The 26,140-nt window shown below is 37.9% G+C and carries 25 protein-coding genes; 15 read left to right on the forward strand and 10 right to left on the reverse strand.

Annotation, left to right across the window (positions count from 1 at the left end):
• Nucleotides 1-40 precede the first annotated feature (40 nt).
• Together AC3XNE_RS04835 and epsC are read left to right on the forward strand one after the other, a co-directional pair.
• Nucleotides 41-1,219, forward strand: a complete 1,179-nt coding sequence (locus AC3XNE_RS04835; protein ID WP_489833179.1) for a trans-sulfuration enzyme family protein — start codon at nt 41-43, stop codon at nt 1,217-1,219.
• Entirely contained in the window at nt 1,191-1,775 is a 585-nt protein-coding gene (gene epsC / locus AC3XNE_RS04840; protein WP_489833180.1) for a serine O-acetyltransferase EpsC, read from the forward strand. The genes AC3XNE_RS04835 and epsC overlap by 29 nt, the downstream gene beginning before the upstream one ends.
• Nucleotides 1,776-1,965: 190 nt before the next feature.
• Here epsC and AC3XNE_RS04845 read toward each other — a convergent pair whose 3' ends face one another.
• From AC3XNE_RS04845 to AC3XNE_RS04855, 3 genes are all read right to left on the reverse strand, one after another.
• Nucleotides 1,966-2,478 carry an acyl-CoA thioesterase gene (locus tag AC3XNE_RS04845; RefSeq protein ID WP_489833181.1) on the reverse strand — a complete coding sequence of 171 codons (513 nt, stop codon included), beginning with the start codon at nt 2,476-2,478 and terminating at the stop codon, nt 1,966-1,968.
• Nucleotides 2,479-2,637: 159 nt separating this feature from the next.
• Nucleotides 2,638-3,078, reverse strand: coding sequence for a threonine/serine exporter family protein (locus AC3XNE_RS04850; RefSeq protein WP_489833182.1), 441 nt, complete (start codon nt 3,076-3,078; stop codon nt 2,638-2,640).
• Between the two features lie 16 nt (nt 3,079-3,094).
• The gene (locus AC3XNE_RS04855; protein WP_489833183.1) at nt 3,095-3,838 is read right to left on the reverse strand and encodes a threonine/serine exporter family protein; all 744 of its coding nucleotides are present in this window, start codon (nt 3,836-3,838) and stop codon (nt 3,095-3,097) included.
• A gap of 290 nt (nt 3,839-4,128) precedes the next feature.
• On the opposite strand from AC3XNE_RS04855, the gene AC3XNE_RS04860 reads away from it, so the two are divergent.
• The 4 genes from AC3XNE_RS04860 (at nt 4,129) to AC3XNE_RS04875 (ending at nt 9,023) form a co-directional block, all read left to right on the forward strand.
• Nucleotides 4,129-5,364, forward strand: coding sequence for a NupC/NupG family nucleoside CNT transporter (locus AC3XNE_RS04860; RefSeq protein ID WP_489833184.1), 1,236 nt, complete (start codon nt 4,129-4,131; stop codon nt 5,362-5,364).
• 6 nt (nt 5,365-5,370) lie between these two features.
• Nucleotides 5,371-6,648, forward strand: coding sequence for an NCS2 family permease (locus AC3XNE_RS04865; RefSeq protein WP_489833185.1), 1,278 nt, complete (start codon nt 5,371-5,373; stop codon nt 6,646-6,648).
• A 512-nt stretch (nt 6,649-7,160) separates the two neighbouring features.
• Complete coding sequence (locus tag AC3XNE_RS04870) at nt 7,161-8,804, forward strand: peptide ABC transporter substrate-binding protein (protein ID WP_489833186.1); 1,644 nt, start codon at nt 7,161-7,163, stop codon at nt 8,802-8,804.
• Nucleotides 8,805-8,873: 69 nt separating this feature from the next.
• A complete protein-coding gene (locus AC3XNE_RS04875) occupies nt 8,874-9,023 on the forward strand; it encodes a hypothetical protein (protein ID WP_489833187.1) in 150 nt (49 codons plus the stop codon).
• Between the two features lie 142 nt (nt 9,024-9,165).
• Here the strand turns inward: AC3XNE_RS04875 and yaaA are convergent, their stop codons facing one another.
• Nucleotides 9,166-9,903: a peroxide stress protein YaaA gene (yaaA, locus tag AC3XNE_RS04880; RefSeq protein ID WP_489833188.1), complete on the reverse strand. Its 738-nt coding sequence runs from the start codon at nt 9,901-9,903 to the stop codon at nt 9,166-9,168.
• 195 nt (nt 9,904-10,098) lie between these two features.
• Between yaaA and AC3XNE_RS04885 the strand changes: the two genes are divergently transcribed.
• Nucleotides 10,099-10,644, forward strand: a complete 546-nt coding sequence (locus AC3XNE_RS04885) for a TetR/AcrR family transcriptional regulator (RefSeq protein ID WP_489833189.1) — start codon at nt 10,099-10,101, stop codon at nt 10,642-10,644.
• Nucleotides 10,645-10,664: 20 nt separating this feature from the next.
• Here the strand turns inward: AC3XNE_RS04885 and AC3XNE_RS04890 are convergent, their stop codons facing one another.
• On the reverse strand, nt 10,665-11,795 hold the full coding sequence (locus AC3XNE_RS04890) for an alpha/beta fold hydrolase (RefSeq protein ID WP_489833190.1): 1,131 nt from the start codon (nt 11,793-11,795) through the stop codon (nt 10,665-10,667).
• Between the two features lie 374 nt (nt 11,796-12,169).
• On the opposite strand from AC3XNE_RS04890, the gene AC3XNE_RS04895 reads away from it, so the two are divergent.
• The 3 genes from AC3XNE_RS04895 to AC3XNE_RS04905 all read left to right on the forward strand — a co-directional run bounded on the left by AC3XNE_RS04895 (nt 12,170) and on the right by AC3XNE_RS04905 (nt 14,573).
• Complete coding sequence (locus tag AC3XNE_RS04895; RefSeq protein ID WP_489833191.1) at nt 12,170-12,805, forward strand: NUDIX hydrolase N-terminal domain-containing protein; 636 nt, start codon at nt 12,170-12,172, stop codon at nt 12,803-12,805.
• 89 nt (nt 12,806-12,894) lie between these two features.
• Entirely contained in the window at nt 12,895-13,545 is a 651-nt protein-coding gene (locus tag AC3XNE_RS04900; protein WP_489833192.1) for an HAD family hydrolase, read from the forward strand.
• 47 nt (nt 13,546-13,592) lie between these two features.
• Nucleotides 13,593-14,573 (forward strand): YhdH/YhfP family quinone oxidoreductase, encoded by a 981-nt coding sequence (locus AC3XNE_RS04905; RefSeq protein ID WP_489833193.1) that lies wholly within the window; start codon nt 13,593-13,595, stop codon nt 14,571-14,573.
• A gap of 55 nt (nt 14,574-14,628) precedes the next feature.
• Here the strand turns inward: AC3XNE_RS04905 and AC3XNE_RS04910 are convergent, their stop codons facing one another.
• The 3 genes from AC3XNE_RS04910 to AC3XNE_RS04920 form a co-directional block, all read right to left on the reverse strand.
• Nucleotides 14,629-15,519: a YitT family protein gene (locus tag AC3XNE_RS04910; RefSeq protein ID WP_489833194.1), complete on the reverse strand. Its 891-nt coding sequence runs from the start codon at nt 15,517-15,519 to the stop codon at nt 14,629-14,631.
• Nucleotides 15,520-15,787: 268 nt separating this feature from the next.
• On the reverse strand, nt 15,788-16,024 hold the full coding sequence (locus AC3XNE_RS04915) for a type II toxin-antitoxin system RelE/ParE family toxin (RefSeq protein WP_489833195.1): 237 nt from the start codon (nt 16,022-16,024) through the stop codon (nt 15,788-15,790).
• A 7-nt stretch (nt 16,025-16,031) separates the two neighbouring features.
• The gene (locus AC3XNE_RS04920; RefSeq protein WP_489833196.1) at nt 16,032-17,483 is read right to left on the reverse strand and encodes an APC family permease; all 1,452 of its coding nucleotides are present in this window, start codon (nt 17,481-17,483) and stop codon (nt 16,032-16,034) included.
• Between the two features lie 363 nt (nt 17,484-17,846).
• Between AC3XNE_RS04920 and AC3XNE_RS04925 the strand changes: the two genes are divergently transcribed.
• Nucleotides 17,847-19,970 (forward strand): putative ornithine decarboxylase, encoded by a 2,124-nt coding sequence (locus tag AC3XNE_RS04925; RefSeq protein WP_489833197.1) that lies wholly within the window; start codon nt 17,847-17,849, stop codon nt 19,968-19,970.
• A gap of 436 nt (nt 19,971-20,406) precedes the next feature.
• Here AC3XNE_RS04925 and AC3XNE_RS04930 read toward each other — a convergent pair whose 3' ends face one another.
• Together AC3XNE_RS04930 and AC3XNE_RS04935 are read right to left on the reverse strand one after the other, a co-directional pair.
• Nucleotides 20,407-20,619, reverse strand: coding sequence for a helix-turn-helix domain-containing protein (locus AC3XNE_RS04930; RefSeq protein WP_489833198.1), 213 nt, complete (start codon nt 20,617-20,619; stop codon nt 20,407-20,409).
• A 12-nt stretch (nt 20,620-20,631) separates the two neighbouring features.
• Nucleotides 20,632-21,180, reverse strand: a complete 549-nt coding sequence (locus AC3XNE_RS04935; RefSeq protein WP_489833199.1) for a hypothetical protein — start codon at nt 21,178-21,180, stop codon at nt 20,632-20,634.
• A 1,268-nt stretch (nt 21,181-22,448) separates the two neighbouring features.
• Between AC3XNE_RS04935 and AC3XNE_RS04940 the strand changes: the two genes are divergently transcribed.
• From AC3XNE_RS04940 to dhaM, 4 genes are all read left to right on the forward strand, one after another.
• Entirely contained in the window at nt 22,449-22,598 is a 150-nt protein-coding gene (locus AC3XNE_RS04940; protein ID WP_489833200.1) for a hypothetical protein, read from the forward strand.
• Nucleotides 22,599-23,954: 1,356 nt separating this feature from the next.
• Nucleotides 23,955-24,950 (forward strand): dihydroxyacetone kinase subunit DhaK, encoded by a 996-nt coding sequence (gene dhaK / locus AC3XNE_RS04945; RefSeq protein WP_489833201.1) that lies wholly within the window; start codon nt 23,955-23,957, stop codon nt 24,948-24,950.
• Between the two features lie 200 nt (nt 24,951-25,150).
• On the forward strand, nt 25,151-25,738 hold the full coding sequence (gene dhaL, locus AC3XNE_RS04950; RefSeq protein WP_489833202.1) for a dihydroxyacetone kinase subunit DhaL: 588 nt from the start codon (nt 25,151-25,153) through the stop codon (nt 25,736-25,738).
• Complete coding sequence (gene dhaM / locus AC3XNE_RS04955) at nt 25,735-26,103, forward strand: dihydroxyacetone kinase phosphoryl donor subunit DhaM (RefSeq protein ID WP_489833203.1); 369 nt, start codon at nt 25,735-25,737, stop codon at nt 26,101-26,103. The genes dhaL and dhaM overlap by 4 nt, the downstream gene beginning before the upstream one ends.
• The last annotated feature ends 37 nt before the right edge of the window (nt 26,104-26,140 follow it).

The raw sequence follows: 26,140 nt of genomic DNA on the forward strand, positions 1-26,140 counted from the left end.
AAAAAATAAATTGATCTAGAAAGACGGAGGTAGTTTGATCATGAAGTTTGATACAAAATTATTACACGCAGGTGTTAGTGAAGATAAATATACTGGTGCAACTTCGATCCCGATTTATATGGCATCTACATTTCACCAAAAGAAAGTTGGAGAAACAGAATATGAATATTCGCGGACCGGCAATCCGACGCGGGAAGCTGTTGAAAAGTTAATTGCGGACCTGGAAGGAGGAGTCGCTGGCTTTGCCTTTTCTTCAGGATCAGCGGCGATCAATACGGTCTTTTCTATGTTTTCGGCTGGGGATCATTTTGTTGTTGGCAATGATGTTTATGGTGGAACATTCCGGTTATTGAATACCGTTTTAAAGAGATTGGGATTGTCTTTTAGTGTGGTCGATACTCGTGATTTAGCAGCAGTTGAAAATGCTATCCAGGAAAATACAAAAGCTATCTATCTGGAAACACCAACGAACCCTTTATTGCATGTGACAGATATCGCTGAAGTTGCTCGTATCGCTAAAGAGCACGGTATTTTGAGCATTATTGATAACACTTTTGCTTCCCCATATATCCAACGTCCGTTAGAGCTAGGGATAGACATTGTGCTCCATAGTGCTTCAAAATACCTTGGAGGACACAGTGATGTAATTGCAGGCTTGGTGGTTACAAAAGAGCAAAAGTTAGCAGATCAGATCGGTTACTTGCAAAATTCGATCGGCAGTATTTTGGGTCCGCAAGAAAGTTGGTTATTACAGCGTGGGATGAAAACTTTAGGTTTGCGAATGAGAGCGCATCTGACAAATACTGAAAAAGTGTTTGATTATTTATCTAAGCAGCCGTTAGTTAGTAAGGTTTATTATCCAGGTGATCCTGACGATCCTGATTACGAAGTAGCTCGTAAACAAATGAATGGCTTTGGCGCAATGATCTCTTTTGAATTGAAAGATGGACTCGATCCTAGGGAATTTGTCGAAGGGTTGCAATTGGTCACTTTGGCGGAAAGCCTCGGTGCATTGGAATCATTGATCGAGATCCCGGCTTTGATGACACATGGTGCGATCCCACGCGAAACTAGATTAAAAAATGGTATTAAAGACGAGTTGATCCGGTTGTCTGTTGGTGTTGAGGATGAAAATGATCTACTTTTGGATCTTCAACAAGGGTTTGCTAACCTGAAAGGAAGTCAGGATCATGTTGGAAACGGCGCGTTCAATTCTTAAAAGAGATCCCGCAGCGCATAGTTTAGTGGAAGTCTTGCTGACTTATCCTGGACTCCATGCCCTGTTTTGGCACCGAATTGCTCATTATTTTCACGTGCATAAATTATACGTTCTGGCAGGGTCGGTGAGTCACCACGCAACGCATAAGACAGGGATCTCTATCTCTCCGGCTGCTCGGATCGGACGGCGAGTGTTTATTGATCATGGCGTTGGGGTAGTAATTGGAGAAACTGCTGTCATCGAAGACGATGTGACTCTTTTTCAAGGCGTCACATTAGGTGCTAGACACTTGTCAGATGAACAAAAGCGCCATCCGCATATTGAAAAAAGAGCCTTTATCGGAGCGAACGCACAGATCTTAGGACCGTTAGTTATCGGGGAAGACAGTAAGGTCGGTGCAGGTGCGGTTGTTTTAAAGGATGTTCCAGCAGGTTCCACAGTTGTTGGATCACCTGCTCAGATAGTTAACCGGCAAAAAGCAAAAGTGGATCCTGTGTTGTGTGGCAAAGATTTGACGAATTATAGTACTGAAATAGCGAATAAAGTGCTGGAATAGATGACTCACCTTGACGTAAAGTTAACTCAGATACATCACTTCAAGCTGTTTTTATAGTTCGATATGCTCGGATTTTAAACACCATGATCCATTTCTGTGTTTATAGTTAATAAAAAACTGCAGCCAAGCGGGAATACATTCTTGTTTGGCTGCAGTTTTTATGGTTAAAAAGTGAGAGTTGATTTGCACACTAATCTAGATCCCAAGGATACTTTAAACTAAGTGAATTGTTAAATTCTTTTTGTGATCTCAAGTTAGTCATTCTGTTTTCTTGGCGTTTTTCGTAACCAGCATTGATCATTTTTTCTTCCGCTGTCTCTGGAATGATTTTTTCTAAGGAAACACTTTTGTCTGTTACTACAAAGGTCAAAAATGATGTTAATCCAATATAACGTTCACCAGTTTGCAAATGTTCACCGATAATCTTTGCAAAAACTTCGATCGACCGCTTACCGCACCCGCTAACATAGGTTTCGATGCAAAAAGAATCTTGTAAACCAAACGGTGCGATAAAGTTTGTCTGGTCCATTGAAGCAGTGACGTTGACGCTCTTTGCTAATCTGGCTGCTGAGATCGAAGCTGTTCCGTCTAGCATTTCTAATAATCGGCCGCCATAGACCGTTTCGTGTTCATTTAAGTCGCCCGCTAGCACTCTGTGACTGGTTAAAGCAAGTGTTTGGCGACAAGCTAGTGATTTAGACATAAGAATTCCTCCTGTGCATGAGTCTAACTAATATTTAAAAACATTTGTATAAAACCAAATATAAAATTAGTATAGATGAATATTATACTGCGGTAAACGTTGCCTTGCAGGATCGCCAAATTCTGCGATTAAACTTTAAGGACAAAGCTTTAAGACTTTTCATCTTTTTCGCTTCTGATTGAAAATATCACTAAGCATCTGTGCAGTGATATAACCAAGCGCAATAGCGCCTGCGACCATAGCGACATGGATCGTTTTTGAAATTGCCAGAGTCGTCTCCCCGTTGATAAAAGCTGCCACTGCTTGGTAACCACTGGCTCCTGGAACAAGAGGAACAAGTCCAGAGCTAAACATGGTCGAAGGCATTTGCTTTTTAAAAGAAAAGAAGATACCGAGTAAGCCAACTAATAAGGCGGCCATAAAGTTGGCTAAGATCGACCCATAGTCGAATTTAAATATAAACCAATACAGTAGCCAACCGGCCATGCCAATGAAACTAGAAGTGTTTAAGGCCTTTTTTGGCAAATTAATGAACAGCCCAAAAGTAAATGTTCCCAAGTAACTAAAAGCTGCCTGAATAAAAAAATGGTAAAGCGTCATAAAATACCCCTTTTATCTAAACATAACGTAGAACAAGCCCAACACCAAACGCGATAGCACTTAAAATGATCAGTGACTCCATCAACCTTTCGATCCCTGAAAGCAGATTTCCTTCAAAGATGTCACGCATAGAGTTGATCATTGGTATTCCTGGCAGAGGAGGCATGATCGCGCCAATAATAATATTTTGGACATTGACTCCGAGGTGAAGACGGACACCGATCACAGCGCATAAACCAACCGTGAGAGCGCCAAGGAATTCGCTCATAAAGCGGACCCTAACTCGTGTACCGACGTAATAAGTTACTAAGTAGCCTAGTGCCCCCGCAAAAAAGGCAAGAGGAAAATCTTCCCAGTTATAAGTTTGGGTAAAAATGAACATAAAAAAAGCACCTTCAAAGCCGGCACCGACTGTCTGTAACCATAGCGGGTATTGCGGTTTTGTGTTTTTTAGTTGGAGCAGTCTTAGTTCCAATTCTTCCAGTGTCAATTTATTTTCTGTGTATTGGCGAGACAACGTATTAACTCGGTCAATGTTGTTCATGTTGATACCACGCTTTTCAACTTGCATAAAACGTGTGTAGGGAGTGTCTTTTAAGTTGACTAATAGTCCCGTCAAACTAGTAAAAGCTTCAGTCTTATTTGACGATGCATGGTTAATGATCCGCTTAGTGGTATCTTCGACACGCCACATTTCAGATCCAGCTTCAACTAATATCTTACCAGCTAAAACTCCGACGTCGATCGCTTTATTTTCCACTATCCCACTCCCTTTGTTAATTATTGTTTGTAAAAAATCTCCATATATATAGAACACTACCATTATACGTCAAGATTATTCAATGCACAGTTGATAACTCTTAATCTTAATAAAATACATTTCAGCAAACTGAAAAGTGCATGACAAAGGTTCAGATTTTATTTACATTAATTAGCTTAATCGGTATACTATAAATTAGTAAATTTTGTTTTTACAGAGTGTGAAATTATCGCGATAGAAATGATCTCACACTTAGGAATACACGCTACATAAAGAAAGAGGGACTTCCTTTGTATTTAGCTATAAACATTGTTGGTTTAGTGATTTTTCTATTGATCGGTTGGCTTCTTTCCAAAGAAAAATCCAAGATCAATTGGAAAGCTGTTGGGATCATGGTTGTATTTAATCTTGTATTAGCTTGGTTTTTGACAAGTTTTTCTATCGGGAGAACCATTGTCGATGTTGCTGCTGCTGTTTTTAATGAGTTGGTCGATGTGGCCTATACTGGTATTGCTTTTGCTGTACCAAGTATGGTCAACGTTAAACAAATGGATTGGTTCGTTCAGGTGTTGCTGCCGATTTTAATGATCGTACCATTGTTTGATATTTTGACTTATATCGGTGTTTTACCTTGGATCATTAAATGGTTAGGTCGTGGCTTGTCTAAGTTGACTGGACAACCACGTTTTGAGTCTTTCTTTGCTGTTGAAATGATGTTCTTGGGCAATACCGAAGCATTAGCTGTTTCTTCATTACAGTTGAAAACAATGAATGCCAAACGTAACTTAACGATCGCTATGATGTCAATGAGTTGTGTTACGGCTTCGATCGTTGGTTCATATACACAAATGATGCCAGCTGAATTTATTTTGACGGCGATCCCGATCAATGTGATCAATGCTTTGATCGTTACTTCGATGCTCAACCCAGTCGTTGTTCCAGCAGAAGAAGATAAGATCGCTACGATGGGAGGCTCTGCCGCTGCTGAAGTTGGTGAAGCTGATGAATCTGGTAAGAAAGAACCATTCTTCTCATTCTTGGGTGATTCTATTCTTGGTGCTGGCCGTTTGGTCTTGATCATCGCAGCTAATGTTATTGCCTTTGTTGCCTTAGCTGCCTTGATCGATAAGGTGTTGGGCTGGATCACACCATGGTTATCATTGGAACATATTTTAGGAGTCGTAATGTTCCCATTTGCATGGTTGATGGGTCTGCCTGTCAATGATGCTTTCCAGTTTGCTCAATATATGGGTGAAAAATTGGTTACAAACGAATTCGTTGTTATGGGTAAAGTTACTAAAACCATTGCTACAGCAGCCTTTTCTGACCACTATCGTGCTGTGTTGACAGTCTTTGTCACATCATTTGCTAACTTCTCAACAGTTGGTATGATCATTGGTGCCTTCAAAGGCTTGGTCAACAAAGAAAAGAACGATGTGATTGCTGCTAATGTTGGTTATATGCTGATTTCCGGTATTTTAGTTTCGTTGCTATCAGCAGCGATGGTCGGGGTCTTTGTCTGGTAGTTTAAGATGAAAAAGCAACATAGTTTCACTAGTAACATCAATTTACGAACAGAATTTATCGCTGGAATGACAAGTTTTTTTGCGATTTCGTATATCATCGTGGTCAACCCGATAATTCTCAAAGACGCGGGGATCCCTGCGTCTTTGTCCGTTTTTGCAACAATTTTTTCTTCAGCGCTTGGATGTTTGCTGATGTATTTTATCGCAAATGCACCAGTTATTATTACTCCAGGAATGGGAGTCAATGCTTTTTTCACGTACACACTTGTCCAGTCCATGAAATTTACATGGCAACAGGCACTGGCCATTTGTGTTGTTAGCGGCTTTTTGTATTTAGTTGTTGCTTTTACTCCATTGAGTAAGGTTTTTGCAAATACGATCCCTGCGAGTTTGAAACACGGGATCACGGCTGGGATCGGCATGTTTCTGGTTGTTCTTGGATTAGAAAAGGCACAACTGATCCACTCTGGTGGACAGAAATCATTACTTGCTTTGGGAGACTTAAGCAGCTTACCGGTTTTATTAGCGCTGTTTTGCTTGGCTTTGACATTGATTTTATATTTACGTAAAGTTCCGGGCGGTTTTGTGATCGGGATTGTCACAACAAGTGTATTGGCCTTTATAGTGGGCTCTGGTGCAAAATCAGGCAGCAATGCAAGTTTGTCGTCGCTTGGTTTATATGGTCAACTATTGTTTCAAGGTGATTTTGGCGGAGTATTCACTGTTAAGTTTTTGGTGGCTGTTTTTTCAATGACAATGATCTTAGTTTTCGAATCGATGGGGTTATTGCAAGGGTTGCTTGGCGATTCGCCAGATTTTCAAAAAGCTTATCGTGCTAATGCTCTAGCGGCTTTTTGTTCAAGCTTTATGGGGACAAGTCCAACCGTCGCTGCAGCAGAAAGTGCATCAGGGATCGAAAGTGGTGGCAGGACAGGTATCACTGCTTTAACTGCTGGTATTATGTTTCTGCTTTCATTATTTTTTATCCCTTTGTTGAGTTATGTGCCTGATGCAGCTATTGCTCCTGTGATCATTATCACCGGGGCATTGATGATGGAACAGATCGGCCAGATCGACCTGACTGACTTTAGTGAATGGTTTCCTGCGTTTTTGATCATTGTTTTGATACCTTTAACTGGCTCGATATCAACTGGGCTGGCATTTGGGTTTGTAGGATATCCACTCGTAAAATTTGCTGCGGGCCAAAAAAAGAGCATTTCGCCAATGATGTTAGGGTTATCCGGTTTGTTTTTATTACAATTGATTGCCTCTGTTTTGATTTAACTTTATTAAAATATTAATTATATATAAACTGCTTAAGCGCAAAAGTTTAAGCAGTTTTTATTCTGGAGATTTTTCTGCTTGACTTTAACTCATTTCTTGCTTATATTTAGTTTAGCTAATAACGAGGGGGTAATCATTGTGACAATTCAATTCAATACTAAAATGTGCTGTTGCTGTATGTCGCGTCTGATGCGATGTTCAGTCTGTTAAGTATTGACTATTACGATTGTTGCAATGATAAAGTTCATACTAAACAAATGATAATGAACAAAGCCCAGACGCGAGAATTCTTAAGTGAATGATCGTGTCTTTTTTGTCTATTAAATTTGAATTTATTTATAAAGTTGTATAAGTTGGAAACTTTGAAAATAGAAGATGAATGATTCTCTTTGCGACGATAGTAAAGCTGTAATCGCTTTTTATGTAGCCATGTTGGTCCAGCTGAGCTTCGGGAAGCTAGTATATTTCACACTGCTTGCTTGTGCGCAGCTATTATACGAGGGGGAAATGAAATGAAGAAGATACATCAAGTATTATTAACTGTTTTTACTGCTTTATTGTTGGTCGTTATTGCCGGATGTGGTAACAAAAACTCAAATAGTAATGACACTAATAAAAAGCAACTGAATCTCAGTGCTACAGCACCTTTGGATACTATCGATATTTCAAAATCGACTGGTTACGGGCAGACAGGTAATGTTTTTGAAAGCTTCTATCGTTTGGGCAAGAAAGGTAAAGTTAATGCAGGTTTGGCTAAAAGTAGTTCTGTGTCAAATGACGGCTTGACTTGGACTCTTAAATTACGTGATGCTAAATGGAGTAATGGTGACAAGATCACAGCTAAAGACTTTGTATATTCTTGGCGACGGACGCTTGATCCGAAGACCAAATCCCCATATTCATACTTATTTAGCGGGATCAAGAATGCTGATCAAATCATAGATGGCAAAGCTAAACCATCTAGCATCGGGATCTCTGCTCCAGATAGTAAGACGGTAGTTGTAAAGTTGGAAAAACCAATTGCGTACTTTAAAGTTTTGATGGCTTATCCTTTATTTGGACCCCAAAATGAAAAAGTCGTTAACAAGTACGGTAAGAAATATGGTACCAAATCACAGTACATGGTTTATTCTGGGCCATTTAAAATCAAGAACTGGACGGGTACCGGTAATAAGTGGCAGTTTACCAAAAATGATAACTACTGGGACAAGAAAGTTGTTAAGTTAAACCAAATCAACTTTACGGTGGTTTCTAATCCAACTACTGGTCAGGAATTGTATCAGCAAAACAAACTCGACCTGACGCCATTAACAAGTCAACAGGTCAAGAACTTTAAAAATGACAAAGAATTCAAGCAGTATCCATATTCATTCGTGACATACATTAAGTATAACTTTGCTGATCAAGACGCAGCTAAGCGTAAGGCAATGAATAACAAGAATATCAGATTGGCAATGTCACTTGCACTTGACCGTGATGTTTTAACTAAAAAGATCTTAGGTGACGGATCAGAACCACCGAAGGGATTTGTAGCTTCTGATTTGGCTAAAGACCCTAAGACAGGCAAATATTTTGCCGATCAACAGTATGTAAAGAATACCGTTGATACCAATACTGCATTAGCTAAAAAGTATTGGCAAAAAGGTTTGAAAGAGATCGGTCAGAAAAACTTGAAATTGACTTTACTAGCAAGCAACGATGATGCTAACGGCAAAGTTATTTCTGAATATTTGCAATCACGTTACCACAAGATCTTACCAGGACTTGATATCGATATTCGAGATATTCCTGGTCATAGTGCAACCCAGCGTGCTGACGATGGGGACTTCGACTTGTACTTGTCTGGTTGGGGCGGAGACTTCAGTGACCCGATCACATTCTTACAAACGGCGAAGAGTAACACATCTTACAACCAAGGAAAGTATTCTAATAAAGAATTTGACGAATTAGTCGACCGTGCACAAGACCAAGATGCTAACGATGAAAACAAGCGGTGGAATGATTTGGTAAAAGCAACACAGATCTTAAACACCGAGCAAGGAATGACACCAGTCTATCAACAAGTAACTGCTTATTTGCAGAAATCTGATGTTAGGGGCATTATTCACAACACTGCTGGAACACAGTGGAGTTATAAGTACGCATACAAAAATTAAAGTTGAACTGGTAATATAAACAAGGCCTTCAAAAGTTAAGTGAAATGCTAACTTTTGGAGGCTTTTTGAATGAAAATTTATACATGGATGTGGGGCCAATTAACTTGTTTTTGGCCCCACATTCCTTTGACCTGGGTCCAAATACCTGCTTTTTGGCCCCACATCTTTCCGACTTGGGTCCAAATATTTATTTTTCGGACCCATATAGATAAGATGTAGGGCCATTATAGAATAGGCGAAGACATTTTATTCGATCGTAAACCTTATGAAATAAAAAAGTAGGGACGTTCTTAGTGAAAATCGATCGCAGAAAAACATTGCCGTTCCATAGATAGGACAGTAAGCTTGATCAAGCGACATTTTAATGAATAAAGATGAACTTGTGATTGGTGGAGCGTTTTTCGTCAAATGAATACGTAGGAGACTGGAAATCCTTGATCTTATCTAAAGTAGAGATCTCATTTTCAGCCATAAAACGAACCATCTCACCACGCGCCATTTTAGCTGGAGTTGCTCTTATGCGCAAATTGCCGTCGACTAGATGTGCAAAAACTATTTCTATGAACTGGTCATCTTTTTGTAAATAAGGAGTGATCACTTTTGAATATTCTTTCGATGCTAAATTAATGATCGGACCGTTATTCTTTAGGGCAGCGTACAATTTATCTCCCCAAAAGCTGTACAAATCTTTATTATTATTGATTTGAAGTCGAGCCCCCATCTCTAAACGATAGGGAACAATGCCATCAAAAGGGCGCAAGATACCATAAAAGCCGGAGACAATACGTAACGTCTGTTGTAAATAATCTAGTGCAGACCGAGTTAAAACATCTGGTGCCATGTACTGGTACTGGATCCCCGAATAACTGAGTATGGCGGGGGTCAATTGCTGACGTAAGTCCATGTCTTGGAGTTGTTGGAAATTTTCTTGTGTTAACTTATCACTGGTTTTCCATAGTTTTTTAGCTTCGGTATAGGAAAGCTGCTTCATTTTTTGTAAAATTTTTTCAGTTTGCTCAAGGAAAGCTGGTTCTTCGTTGGGGAAAAAACTATCCTGATCAACTATCATTTTCTTGGCGGGAGAGATAATAATTTGCATAAGCACGATCCTTTTTTGGCAGATATCATGAATTACCTGCATTTTTAATGTAGTTATTTTTCTTATTATGTTTTAAATCAATGGTAACATTAATGTTAGGGGAATTTACTGTTGTCTCATGGAGCAGAGTTATGTAAATTTTTGTTCAAATATACTAGGATATGAAAATACCATGCCCGAGGGAGATGGATGTCAATGAAACATGATTTACGTTTTATAAAAACTGAAAACGATATTAGCCGAGCTTTTTTTGAATTACTGGCCACGGAGACATTTGAACAGATCACCGTTAGTCAAATTGTAAAAACTGCTCCGGTCGGTCGGCAAACTTTTTACCGTCACTACCAGGATAAATATGATCTAGCGAGTCACGTGATCAGTAGGTATGGTGAAGATTTTAGGCAGCTGATAGTTGAGCGCTTAACTGGTATTGATCTTGAAGGAGCGCTAGAAGTTTTAGGCCGATATTTGATTGCAAATCATGATCATCTTGTATCGCTGCTAAAACTGACAGGAATAGAAGGCCCAGATCTAATGGACTACTATCAAAAAGTAATGTTAGAAGATTTTAAGCGCAGCCGGGTGGTCAAACATCAAGGTTTGCCGCTCGATTATTTAGCTCAATTATATGTAGCTGTTGCGACCGTTTATGTAAAATATAGCTTAGAAAAAAAGGAAGTCAATTTCCAGATCATTCATAGTTTATGTAAGATGCAAAAAGAGCTAACCTTAATTGACTAGGCTAGTTTTTTGTCTAATTTTTAAAATTCTTCATTTAAAAATCCAATGATACATTTGGCAGCCAAGGGTTTATCATCGACCTGACAGTGACGTTCACCACCACTTCTGCTAGTGAAAACTTTTGTAGTGATCGAACGAGCATTGACTAATTGACTTGCTTCTTTGGCTGCAGTGTCAGCCGGGACATAGAGGTCTTTAGAACAACCTAACAGTAAAACGTCTTGAGTTACGCGATCCAACTTACCGACCATGGTATATTTCACGGCTTCCATGACAAAGTCGATCGGTCGTTTTGCCAGGGTAATATCCATGCCTTTACGCATTTTGAAAGCTAGATCAACGTTGTTTTTAGCTTTTTGGGTTAAGATTTGGTTGAATTGTTCTTGGGTCTGCGGATCTCTAAGTTGTGAGATCATTTTATGTGCACCAGGCATTTTCATGATCAGTGCATCAGCCATATCGTACATGACGTCGAAACAAAGGACTTTTTTAATACGTGGTTCGTATGCTGCTGCGCGGATGGCGAGATAGCCGCCCAATGACATTCCTAATATATCTGCTTCTTTAATGTTGTAGTGATCTAAGAGGACACCGACCGGTTTTTCCCATTCAGGAGTTAATGGGATACCTGTACGTAATGCTGCTCCTTGACCAGGCCCTTCAAATAAAATGAAGTTGTACTGTGGAAGTTTATCATATAGACCTTGCGAAAAAGTCACGCGAATAATTTCTTCTATATAAGAATCAAAACCACCGTGAAAAAGTAAAGTCTTAGTTGCCCCGGGATGGTTGATCTGAACAACTGGCATGTAACCTGCTCCATATGGGACTTTATCAAAAATTAATTTGGACGTATCAATGCTTTGATAATAATTTTCAACGAATCGGCAATAAGTTTTTTTCTTACGTTCATCTTCTTCACCTAAAAAGAAATCAGCTAGTTGAAAATATGCAGAGGCTAGGTCATATTTTCTTTCATTTTCTGCTGTATTTCCTAGTTTGTTCCATGTTTCATACCAGCTTTCTTGGTCGGTGATTTTTTTGACCGCATCTGAGATTTCTGCCTGAACTGCACTATCGTTGTAGTAAGGCTCCATGAATCGATTGATCTGAAAATTAAATTGCTCATTATTCATGTACATCTTATACATTGAATGACCTCCTTGAGTTTTGAAAATTTATTGGGCTTTAGGTAAATACTTACAAGACTGATTTTCAATTAATAACTGTTAGTTTGGATCTGGCCTTTAGCCTTTCCTGAACCCATCTATGAGTATATGTGAAGTGCAACCAAAATGTAAGGTATACTTGGTAATGCAATATCACATATATGACAAAAGGTAGCATAGTGTCCCATAAAACTATCAAATGAGATCAATTTTAGCTGGTTTATAGCAGCAATAACACTGTGTTCTTTATTGATTTAGAAAGCGCTTTATTTTAAAATTTAAATTAGGTAGTGTTTTGAGATAAGGTTATAGTTATTACGGTAACAATTACATCATTTTTGATAAAGGAGTTCTTTTTGAAAAAAACAGATCGGCAATTGACTTTGTTATTAAGCCAATTACAAGCAATCGCTCAAACAGGCAAATTTTATACTAAAGACATTTATGATAAAGATCGCTATATGCAGTTAGAAGATGTTTCTAAAAAATTAATGACTAAATTAACAGCAGCGTCATCGGAGCAGCTTCAAGTGTTTTTTGACCAGGACACTGGTTATGTGACACCCAAGGTAGATGTTAGGGCAGTAACTTTTAATAATGACAAGATCCTACTAGTCCAAGAAAAGGCAACTAAGACTTGGTCGATCCCTGGTGGTTGGGCGGATATTGGCTATTCTGCCAGTGAAATAGCTGTTAAAGAAACGCAAGAAGAGGCAGGTATCACGGTTAACCCAGTACGTATGATAGCTGTTCAAGACATGGATAAACATCAATATAAGAAAAAAAGTCTCAATTACGTTTACAAGGTATTCTTTGAATGTGAGCCAAAGCAAAGCCAAGTTCATAGCGGTGTTGAGACTAGCGATGTTGCTTATTTTAGTTTGGAAGAAGCTTTAAAACTAGAATTATCTTTGAATCGTAATCTTCCTGAAGACTTAAAAATGGCTTTTAAATGCCATCGATCAGAGTATTGGCAAACTAAATTCGATTGATATAAGCAGTATCTCTGATAGCTTTAAAGTGACAATATATTTTAGAATTAGTAACGAATTACAAAAATTTTGTTAGGAGACATTATAAGATGATTAAAGGGATTATTTTCGATATGGATGGTTTATTGGTTAATACAGAAGTCGTTTCATTAGAAGTTTACCAACGTTTGTTGCAAAAATACGGGGCAGGTCCTTTTACCCAAACTTACTATGCGCAAAACTATAGTGGGCACAATGAGGAAGATAACATGGAAAAGCTTATCAAGGAGTTTGAATTGCCTATTACAATAAAAAGAGGATTAATAGAGGGTAAAAAGATCGAAGGGACCATACTTGCTCAAGGAGTAGCTGCAAAAAAGGGCGCACCAGAACTGTTGGAATTCCTGAGTAGTAATAATTACTTTATCGGTTTGGCAACCTCTAGTAAGGAAGATCGTGCAGTGACTATTTTACAGCAAAATCAGATCTTGAATTATTTTGATCATCTGACTTTTAATGCGGAGATCAAAGTAGGAAAGCCTGCCCCCGATATATACAATAAGGCTTTAGATAAAATGTCATTGAAGCCAGACGAAGCCATTATTTACGAGGATAGTGAGGCGGGGATAGCGGCTGGCATCGCCGTAGGTAGTAAAGTTATATGTGTGCCTGATATGCATATTCCTGCTCCCCAATTTTTGAATGAGACTGAAAAAGTCTATGATGATCTTGAGAAATCTATTTCATATTTTACAGTTTAAGTTATTTTTAAGCGGATTTCTGCGTTTTTTGAGAGGAGTATATATTGTTGGAAAATTTTAAAGGATTTATCGTTCGAGAAAAGGATAGCGAAGTTACTGGTCGAATCGAAGATCTAAGTCCGGCTGACCTTTCGACTGGGGACGTAGTTATTAAAGTTGAGTATTCTTCTTTAAATTATAAAGATATGTTAGCTTTTCAAAAGAATGGCGGGGTCATTCGTAATTATCCACTGATCCCGGGGATAGATTTGGCTGGAACTGTTGTCAGCTCAGAAGATCCAGGATTTAAAGAAGGCGAACAGGTATTAAGTACGGGCTATAACTTAGGCGTTAGCCACAGTGGTGGCTTAACGGAAATTGCTAGGGTCCCAAGCGAGTGGTTGACTAAAATACCCGCAGCTATGACAACTAGAGATGCAATGATATATGGAACGGCCGGGTTAACAGCCGGTTTGTCGATCACAGCTCTGCTTAAGGCTGAAATGAAGCCGTCGGATCAAGTTTTGGTGACTGGTGCAACTGGGGGAGTGGGGAGCATTGCCACAAAAATTTTAGCAAATTTAGGTTATCAACATTTGATCGCTCTGGTACGTAAACCCGGTCAAGCGAAAATAGCTCATGGTCTAGGGGCTGCGGAAATACTTGATGTATCGTCTATCAAAGCAGACCGACCGTTGCAGCATCAAACATTTGACTATGTTCTAGATACTGTGGGCGGTGACGTGGCTGCTGCCTTGTTGTCAATGATCAAGGTCGGTGGAGCAATGAGTGTCTGTGGTAATGCTGGAGGTAATAAACTGACGACCTCAGTTTTACCATTTATTTTGCGAGGAGTTTCTCTATTAGGTATTGATTCGATCACATCACCAGCTAAAATACAAAATGAAATTTGGCAAAAACTGGCGGTTGACTGGAATATCGTAGATGAGTTAATAGTCGATGAAGTTTCTTTGGATGGTGTTTTGCGAGTTGTTCAAAAGTTAAAAGATGGACAGCATTTGGGCCGTACGATAGTAAAAATTCAGTAAATGAAAAACTAGTTGTTGAGCCCTTGTTGTCGAAGGGCTGAGCAACTAGTTTTGATTATTTTTTCTTCTTTATCAGGTGCCTTTTGGGTCGACGATAAGTAAAGCCTTCTCCTGCAGCCTCATTGACACTGAACGAGGTCATAAATGCGTGCGGATCGACTGAGGAAACAAGTTCTTTCAATACGTGAAGCTCCTTTGGGGTTACCACAACGTAGAGGGTCGGACGTGTTTCTCCTGAATAAACTCCTTGTCCATCGAGAACAGTCACGCCACGGTCCATTTTTTCCATGATCAGGTCAGCGATCTCACGGTAATTATTACTGATTATCAGGTTTCCCCTTGCTACATAGGCGCCATCGATCGATGAGTTTATCAAGCGAGACGAAATATAGGAATAAAGCAGTGTGTATGCCATGTGGCGCAGATCAACGTAGACTAAGGATACAGTCAAGATAACAATATCTAACCATAAAAGAGACTGTCCCATTGGTACACCTTTAAAGCGTTCGAACATCTTAGCAATAATGTCAGTTCCACCAGTAGTTCCACCGAAACGGTAGACTATCCCTTGCCCGATACCACCACAGATCCCAGCTCCGACAGACGCCAAGAATAAATCATGATCGATGTTAATGTTGAGCGGGACACGCTGCCAGATCCATAAAGCTACTGATAATGCCACAGTACCGTAGATGGTATAGATAAGAGTTTGACGACCAAGATAGCGATAGCCAGACCAGATCAAGGGGATATTCAAAAGAAAAGTTGTATATGCAGGGTCTATTTTAAAGACAGCTTTAATTATCAAGGTCACACCACTAAGTCCTCCATCTGCTAAGTTATTAGCAATGTTAAAGAAGACCAATGAGAACGCAAAAATAGAACAACCAAGTGTGATCATGATCAGATCCAGCACATGAACTGACTCGGGATTCCTTTCTGCCACAAGATCACTCCCTCCAAAAGATATATAAACTAATTCTAGCAGATTGTTTAGTGAAAAGGGAAAATTTTCTAAATTTGCGGATGAGAGTAGAGTTATTATTACAATCATATAATTATTACTGCACGTTGAATAATCATTAGACCTTTAGGCTATTTTGTAGTAACGAATCCTCGGTTCGTTAGCAAAATCAAGGTTTTAAAGCACAAAAAGGTAGAATGAAATAAAGAAAAAACTAACAAAATAGCTCCTAAGTTTGTAGGAAATTTTGCTAGTTTTTTAGGCACTTATTCGTAATGGCTCTATGCCGCATAAATATATACTTTTTTAATTCGTCATCTACACGACAAATTACCCGATGTTGTGCATTTAATCGTCTTGAATACAACCCACGACTGGTGGGCTGTAATTTTTCAAATGATCGCATTGGCTGATAAGGATCATCTTTGAGGATAGCAACAGTTTTTATGAATTGCTCTTTCAAGTTCGACTTATTTAACTTTTTCAAGTTTATTTTAAACTAAATCACCATTCTTTTCTTTACGCAGCTCTCGTTTACGTAACCAAGGCATGACAAGTCCTAGACCAAACAAAACAAAAACAGTAATGAAATTTAAAATAAGTTGATGAGTAAAGGCCCAGGTCCCAAATTTAACTTCCTGTGGAATAAAGCCCAGGGTTGCACAAACAAAGGTAAATAGTAAACACCATCCCCCGACCAAAAGAGCTCCTGTCTTGTTTTTAATAAAAACATAGTCTGAGTGGAACTTCTTATCTTGCCAACGAACAGCAATAAAGGCAAAAAAGACCCAGCATGTTTTGTATGGCGAAACGATGCCGTTAACGTTTAGTAGCCAATTATAAATTGTATTGATATCTGGCAATGTTCCTGTTAAAAGTAGTAAAAAAAGACTCAAGCCGGTTGTCATTAAGTAAGAGTTGATCGGACGGCCATTTTTATTCTTCTTAGTGACCCACTTAGGCATGAAATTATCAGCGACATCACCTGCAAAAACACGACTGGTTGCATCTAGTAACACCGCTAACTGAGCCATCATAAAAATCGCTTGTACCACAGCGAAAATATACATTAAAGTTTGCCCTAAGCCGAGTTGCTGTCCGAGCAAAGCAAAAGCATAATAAGGACCGTTCATTTTAAAATCGTGTGGTATCTGATTTGCGTTAAAGAAAACAGCCAGTGCCAGTGTCCCAAAAATGGTCAAGAATGCAGTCATAATGGCTAATAACCACATAGCTTTAGGAAATTCATGCTTAGGATCACGCATGCGTACTACATAAGGTGCTGCTAATTCGGCACCTGACATTGCAAAAATCAGAAGACCGGTGGTTGAAAAGTATTTTAACGAGAAATTAGGCATAAAAGAATGCCAATTAAATGGTTCAGTAGCAATGTGTGCTCCTTGTGTTAATGCATAACCCGCTAAAAGTACGAATAACACAGACATAATAAACATTGCTCCACCGCCGATCAATGACAAAATTTCAAGGGAATTTTTGATCGCGTTTTGCAACAAAATAAATATCAAGATCAAAACAAAGGTTAATAAACCAAACCAAAAGGGAGACATTTTTTGTCCCAAAGAGCTATCACCAAGGATCATCCAGCTAAAAGAAACAATAACCGAATTAGAAACGTCTACAATATAAGGTACACTTTGTACCCAGTACATCCACGAAGTAACATAACCCAATGTATCGTTACTGCTTCGACGGACCCAAGAAGCCAGACCGCCATCTTGATTATCAAAAGTTAAACTCATTTGACTGGCGATCAACTCATAAGGGATCACGTAAGAAAATAAAAGAAAGATCCAGGAAATAACGACTGAAAGGCCTTGGTTTTGAAAGGGATAAAAAATATTTTCAAAACTAATTATTGTTACAAAATCTAAAAGTGCGATCACAGTCCAGTGCATATAGTGTTTATTCGGTTGTAATTCTTCCATAATTAATAATTTTGCTCCTTAAATAATTATTCTTTTGTTTTAAGAACCAATTACAATGTTAGGAGGCTTATAAATTGTTAAAAAAACAGACATGAATATCCCTCATTTATAGTTGCTATTAGTAATGGAATATCAAAGTTCCTTATACTGTGAAACTTACAAGAAGACCTTACTTCTCATGTTGTATAATAAACTTGGGTCCTATTACTTGAATGCTAGTTTTGTTACTAAATATAGTTGAAAATCTGTATAATATGTATTTCATGGTGAAAAAGTATGACCATAATTTATAGCTATTCTATTGTAAGCCAATTTAACTATTTTTAACAGAAATTTTCTAATTTTGAAAGAATGTGAAAAAACATGGAAATTTTAAAAATCGCGGCGCCTAAGGACATAAGTAATTGTATCCCCGCTCAATGGAAAGGGATCGATCCAAGTGAGGTTACAAATGCAGCGGAGCTTGCTGCAGGTATAAGCTTACAAGATGACTTTTACACGCAACAAATTTTTCAAAAATTACAACAGGATTCGGGTTTACACTTTCCCATAATTAAAGTTGGAGCCCCGTTTGATGCAAAAGATATTCAAGCTCAAGTTTCTAGTGTCGCAGAAAGATATGAACGAGAATCTGTACCTGGGTTTCTAAGTGACTTGATCAAATTTGCTGAGACAACACCGCTTAGCTTCACAACACCGGGACATCACAACGGACAGTACTATGAGAAACACCCTGCCGGTGTAGTGTTTAATCGGTTTTTTGGGAAAAATATGTTGACTGCTGATACCAGTGATACAGTTGCTGCATTAGGCGACACTATGACTCATACCGGCACACCGCTAACAGCTCAAAAGGTTGCTGCCCAAGCTTATCATGCTGATAAAGTTTATTTTTGTACAAATGGAACAACCAGTGCTAATACGATTTGTGCTAGTGCTCTATTGTCTCCTGGTGACTTGGTATTATTTGACCGTAACAATCATAAATCCTTATATAATAGTGCGCTGGTCTCTAGTGGCGCGATCCCGGTATACGTTAGAACAGATCGTAACCCGCTAGGATCGATCGGTGCGATGGACCCTAATGATTTGAGTGAGGAAAATTTAAGGGAGCAAATCAAAAAGGTTGCTCCTTCAAAAGTGAATGCCAAGCGACCATTTCGCTTAGCTGTTGTTCAAGCCGAAACTTATGACGGTGTTTTTTATAATGCAGAATGGATGATCAAGAAAATTGGTGCACTCTGTGATTATATTTTATTTGACTGTGCCTGGGGAGGATATGAACAATTTGTTCCACTACTCAAGGGTCTATCGCCGTTAAATCAACATTATGATCCAGATGACCCGGGGATCTTAGTTACACAATCTATCCACAAACAGCAGGCCGGAATGGGACAAACTTCTCAAATCCTAAAAAAAGATCATCATATAAAAGGGCAGGCACGGTATGTTGACCATAAACATTTTAACAATGCTTATTTGAAATATGTGACCTCCAGTTATTCCTATCCGGTGTATGCTTCACTGACTGCTAATGCTTATTTAGCTGCTAGTGAAGGTGTTTCTAAATGGTGGTCAGATCTGTTAGTAAGAAGCATCGAATTTCGAAAGCAGTTATTACGTCGTTCAAATTTATTTAAACCGTTAGTACCTTTAACTTATGAAAATGTTCCTTGGCAAGATATTCCCACGACACAATTAGCGACCCAGCAAAAGTATTGGCAGTTTGATAAAAGTAATAATTGGCATGGCTTTGATAATACTGCGAAAGAGGAAGCAATGTTAGATCCATTTAAGCTGACGATCGTGACACCAGGGATCGACATTAAAAACGAGCGTTATCTACCTGATGGGATCCCAGGAGCTGTTGTAGCGGAGTTTTTGCTGGAAAAACAAATTATTCGCGGAAAAGATGATTTAAACTCATTGCTATTCTTATTAACACCTGGAGATTCGGAAAGTGATCTTAATATTCTGCTTGATGCCTTGTTGGAATTTGAAAAAGCCTATGACGCTGATGTTTCCTTACAGGAAGCTTTACCGCGTCTCTATGAACAATATCAGCAGCGTTATCAAGGCTATACTTTACACGATCTTTGCTATGAAATGCATAACTATTATAAAGAAAACAATACTTTCAATTTACAAAAAGCTTTGTTTGCCAAAAATAATTTGCAGGATTATGTAGAAACGCCATGGCAAGCTGACCTGAATTTTAAGAAGAATCAAAACGAACTGTGCAATTTAGACAACATTGTTGGTCAAGTCGCATTAGAAGGTGCTTTGCCTTATCCACCGGGAGTGTTTATCGTCGCACCAGGAGAAAAATGGCAAAAAATAGACCAGCAATATTTCAAGGTATTAGTTGGAGTAATGGAAAGGTTTCCCGGATTTATTCCCGAGATCCAAGGCGTTTACTATGAGAAAGATGAGCAGGGGCATTATAAGGTACAAGGTGAGGTAGAGCACAAAGGTAATGGGTTTTAGAGGAGCCATACCTGTAATAAAGGAAGCAAATGGAAGTCCTGTTGAATAGGACTTCCAGTGGAACTGTTTAAGATGGTAGTAAATTAAAGTAAAATGGCCGTTAGCTATGTAAAACTAAGACGGCCATTTTTTTGCGGATTTTCAACCAAATCTATAACTAAATATGATCAAGGGCACGATAAACGTATTGGAGTAAATTATTAGCGACAGCGACTCAAAAACACTTGTTACCTGTGAAACCTTGTTTGTTCTTCCAGACATAAAACCCCCCTTAATAATAGTAAATACGGATTTTGTTTATTTCCGTGTCTACTATAAGGAGAGCATATCAATACCGGCTAAAAACATAAAAAGCTTTTCTTTTCATTCCTATCTCTGTATTCTTTTGTAACTTATCTACGATAATTTTAACTAAAATCAGAGAGTATATTTTTAGTTACTCCATCTTTTCAGGTATATATTCTAGGATGTCACCTGGTTGGCATTCTAATGCCTGACATATTTTTCCCAGAGTTTCAAAGCGTAACCCTTTAACTTTGCCGTTTTTTAGATTTGATAAATTAGCTTGAGTAATACCAACTTCTTTTGCTAATTTTGTTAAAGAAATTTGGCGATCAAACATGACCTTAGTTAAATTGACCTTTATCATTTCGTCACCTACTTATAAAAATGAATCATTTTCATCTTTTAATTCAGTTCCATTTTTAACTAAAGTATAAATTGTATAGAAGATAGCTAAGAAAACAAGCGTAATTACTAACGAGGTCAAATTCAAATTAAAATCATTGCCATGACTGTCAATATTAATACCTAAATCAGCAATTATAAAAATACCTTGTACAAAGATCAATTCCCAAATATTAGTTAGGATTTGTTTTAAATAATGTAAGTTGTTTGCAGTGAAAAATTGTTCTTGCTGCATATTATTAACTAAACTTTTTAATAAATTTGCGATAGAAAATAAAATAAGAACAAATATCAATCCCAGTATCAAAGAGCCAAATATTACTCCCATATTAACTAAGGAACCGTCAATTTGTATATTTTTGCCACCAATCGTTGCATTCGTTTTGACTTGATCCCGAAAAGGTGGGATAGCGATTACGACTCCTACAAAGACAAACATAGCTGCATTAAAAGCAAATATCACTTTTGCTATTAAAGATAATAACGATAAAAACTTAAGCGAAATCTTTGTTTTCTTATTCATGATGCTCTCACTCCTTTATGTTTATCGTAACGCAATAAATTATTATTGCAAAATGGTAAAAATGCTTTTTGTTAGATCCAATTATGTTGATCCTTGTAGTTTAGTAACAACACAAAGCGTTTTTTCTACATAGGCAGTGTTAAATTGTGAAAATAAGGTAATGGAGGTCAAAAAATGAAATTAGTCTTTGATATCGACGGAACAATAAGCTTTAACGGTAAAAATTGGCGGGATAGCTAATGCTGACAAAGCAACAGGAAATGGCGTCTTTAAACCAGACTTTATTTGTTCCCCTAAAGAAAATAATATTGTCTCTTCAATTAACCAAATAGGTGCTGTATATGATAATGAACCTTGTAAAATGTTTCTTTACTACTTTAAAGAAGTAAGTGAGATTTATATCATTATTGATTTCTAGATCCGATACTCAATGATCCAATAAATATGTATTAGAAAAAACAGCTTAATTTATGTTAGCATGAGAATTGTTTAAGTTGATATAACAGTGCATAATCTAAGTCAATTTTTCTGAAATTCTAAATTTTTTTAATAGGAGGAGAATAATGAAAAAAACATTAATGGGTACGTTTTTAATTATTGCCGTCTTATCTTTGATAAGCACTTCATCCGTATCATCCAGGCCTACAGTTTCTTTGGTTTTCCTGATACTTATCTTAATCATCAGTTTGCTTGGAATTTTCTACGTTAATAAAAATGCCTCATAATATATCGTCTAAGTCGGTAAACTCGAACAATTATTTATAGTAGTGATTACCTGAATCTAAAGTGATGTTTGAGCCCCTTGTTCTTAAGGGGGGTAATTTTTATACTTAAATCTAGATGGTGAAAGCACAAAACAGGTAGCTCTCCTTGCTATTATTAAGTTGTAATACTAAATATTAATAAATTTGACTGTGTTTGGATACAAAAAAGTTTTTATGGTAACAAGGAACTACCGTAATCGGCATCGTTAGTGTTTCGTTCTCGATTCTAATTTAAAATTGGTGGTATAAATGAAATATGTAAAACCTATCGTAAATATTATTATTATCCTTTTGTTCGTTAGCCCAATTGTTTCACTGTTTTTTGACTTTAAAACTAGTTTTCATGGCGGAATAGTAACATTAGCTTCTTTTACTGTGATAGCAATTGCTGTTGGTTTGAAAAGCAAATACAGAAGTAAATAAGGTTCAAGAGTTTCACACCAAAGTGGCGATAGAATTGCCGGAATTTTAACTAAAGGTCCCTGCAGTGGTTGGAGGTTACTTATGAAAAAAGTTTGGAAAAGGATGCTTAAAATGATTGAAAATATTTGGGAAGTAACCACTGATTCTTTTATATTTGAATTTTTATATAGCATAACTATAGGACTATGGGTTTATTTCAAAAAAAGTGGCGAACGAAAAAATAAAGAATAATAGCCTTTGAAGTGCCCTTATAATTGTTAGGTATAGAGATATAGTAATTTATAGAAAGAAAGTCCTACCAATCAAGGTTTGCAAAGTTTTGCCTTAGGTGCAACGGAGGAACAATTTTATAAGAACCTGCGTAAAGTAGTCGTTTACCTTCAAGCCAATTAGAATGTTGGACTCGTATGACCCTCCGTAAACATAGTAGTGAAGTACATGACTCAAGTGATTATTTAGACATAGAGCAAGCCAGCAGTGAAGGATATGAGATAATATCGACCTTGATTAAAAATTCAACATGATGACATATTACTAGGAAAAATTAAGAAGGAGGAGTTTATGATCGACCAAAAGAAAGACTGAAAAAAATTATTGAATTCAAAAAAATCTTTAATGCGAAATTTGATTTGAACATTGAAGCTATTGTTAAAGTTCGTTTACAGGATTCGCAAAAATATAGAGATACAATAAAAGAGTAACCAAAATTCGGAAATATTTTGGTTACTCTTTTTCAGAACTAATTCGTTATTAAATGCTTATATAGCTACAAATGGTGTTTTTACCTTAAAATGCCTAGTGTAAGACATATCAAGTTTGAAAAATGTAATTTGAAGTTGTTTTGGTAAATTCTGACCGTACAATTCAGCAATACTACAAACCGTTTTCATTTCTACATAGAGAGTGTTAAATTGAGGAATGGGAGGGATTCCTATGAATGATAGTTCTCGAGAGAGTTGGGGCAGGGAAACTTTACAATTTTTAGTTTATTGGCTGAACCCGATAATTTTAGCTGGGGTTACATGGCTCTTATACTCTTACTTACCAATATACTCTTTAACGGAGGAAGGGATCATAGGCATTGGAGGCGGAATATACATTGTCGTTGGTCTAGGTTCTGACTTCCTATCCCTTTTTGCAGGTGATAGGAAGACAAAATCAAAACTACAAAAAACAATTCGCATATTCAGTATTATATATATACTTTTCCTAGCCTTGTTTACCCTTATCTCGTGGATCACATAAAGCGGCCAGTCAAACTTTTAATAAGTCTTCCTAATTGTGTCAGGTATAGCAAGAAACTGCTCAACTTATTATAATTGACTCGCAAAACGGGAGTATTTTGGCAACATTACATCACAAGAGCTTGTGCTGCAAGTCCAAGTTCGGCTTGGATCACCAAACATTCGGTTATAGCAGTCAACTTGTTAACTTCTTCTGTTTGTTACAGCAATTAACTTGTATATTTTGATGGCTAATTGTATTTAAAAAAATAAAATTATAGTTAAGAACATTTTTTAAAAATCGTTGTAATCGATTTATAAAATCTAATATAGTACAATGAACAAGAAAGGTTGTGAGTTAATTATGAAAAAGATCATCAATGATGCTGGAAATGTAGTTCCAGAAATGGTTGATGGGTTGGTTCGTTCTTACCCGCAGTATTTACGTCAAATTCCTGATACTGAAGCTGTGATGCGGTCTGATGAAGACTCAATGAAAGATAAGGTAGGGATCGTTTCCGGTGGTGGTTCAGGGCATGAACCAGCACATGCAGGCTTCGTTGGTCAAGGAATGTTATCCGGCGCAGTATTTGGACAAGTCTTTACTTCTCCTACTCCTGATCAGATCTATGAAGCAATTAAGCAGGCTGATCATGGTAAAGGTGTTTTCTTAGTTGTTAAAAATTATTCTGGCGATGTGATGAACTTCGATATGGCTAAAGATTTGGCTGAGGTTGATGACATCCAGACTAAGACGATCGTTGTTGATGATGATATTGCAGTGGAAGATAGTTTGTTTACACAAGGTAAGCGTGGTGTAGCAGGAACTGTATTGATGCATAAAGTGCTGGGTGCAGCTGCTGATCAAGGTGCAAGTTTGGATGATTTGGATAAATTAGCTCAAGCTGTTTTGCCAAATATCAAAACTATTGGTATTGCATTACACGCAGCCACAGTCCCAGAAGTTGGTAAGCCAGGATTTGAACTGAAGGATGATGAGATCGAATACGGTGTTGGGATCCATAGTGAACCTGGTTACAAGCGTGAAAAGATCAAATCTTCTAAAGAAATGGCAAAAGAACTTATTGTTCAGATCGACAAGACAGTTGACCTTGATAGTTCTAAAAAATATGCTGTCATGGTCAACGGTATGGGTGCAACTCCACTGATGGAACAATATATTTTTTCGCATGACCTCTTAGATCTATTGAAAGAAAAAGATATTGAGCCAGCCTTTATGAAGGTCGGTAACTATATGACATCGATCGACATGGCAGGTTTGTCGTTAACAGTTTTTGAGTTGAAAGAAGATAAGTGGCTAGACTATCTGAAATATCCAGTAGATACGGTAGCCTGGTAAGATACAAGGTAAAATAAGCTAAGGGAATAGTTTGAATGTAAACTGAACTTGCTTCATGTGTTGTGATCTAGAAGCTAGTTGGGACAGGCACTTTGTCTTTAGCAATATACCAAGGTATTTGAAGATGCTTTTCAAGAGACTTTTAGTTTGACGTGAGTAAGAAGTATTAAAAATATGTAGTTAGAAAAGGGCGGATGACAATGGCTTTAACAGTTGATAATTTAATAGAATGGATCAATTCTTTCGCACAAAAAGTGAATGAAGAAAAAGATCATTTAAGTGAATTGGATACACCGATCGGCGATGGAGACCACGGTAATAACATGGCTCGTGGTGTCAAAGCAGTTCAAGAGTCGCTTGATAATAAAAAGCCGGCTGAATTGACCGATGCATTCAAGCAAGTCGCTATGGCATTGATCAGCAAGGTCGGTGGCGCTTCTGGTCCTTTGTATGGCACAGCATTTCTTGAAATGGCTAAGAAGAGTAAAGATACTGCTGACCTGGGTGAATTGTTCACTGCTGCCAATGATGGAATCAAAAAACGTGGCGGTGCCCAAGTTGGTGACAAGACGATGGTTGATGTTTGGGAACCTTTGTCAGACAAAATATCTCAGGGCTCTATTACCCAATATGACATTGATAATGCTGTCGATAGTACAAAAGACCTTGTAGCTAAAAAAGGACGTGCTTCTTATTTGGGTGATCGTTCTGTTGGTCACTTGGATCCAGGAGCAATGTCTAGTGGATATTTATTTACAGCTCTAATTGAAACGGAGGGGATCCTATGACATTAGGGATCACGATCGTGTCACACGTACCAGAGATCGCTGAAGGTCTGCCAAAGTTGTTGCAACAGGTGGCTGCTGATGTTCCATTGACTTTTGCAGGTGGTACAGATGATGGTGAGATCGGAACAAGTATGGAGAAGATCGGTCAGGCTTTTGACGATAATTCAGCTGATGAGATCTTAGCATTTTACGACTTGGGCAGTGCTAAAATGAATCTTGAAATGGCACAAGAAATGTCGGATAAGACGATCCATCTATATGATACAGCTTTGATCGAAAGTGCTTATACAGCTGCATCCTTATTGCAGGCTGATGTTCCATTGAAAGATGTTGAAGAACAGCTAAAACCACTGAAAGTTAAATAATTTACTAAACAAGCGTAAGGATTTTTCCCTTGCGCTT

It is taken from the genome of Ligilactobacillus sp. JN-6 (Y).1 (assembly GCF_058111525.1).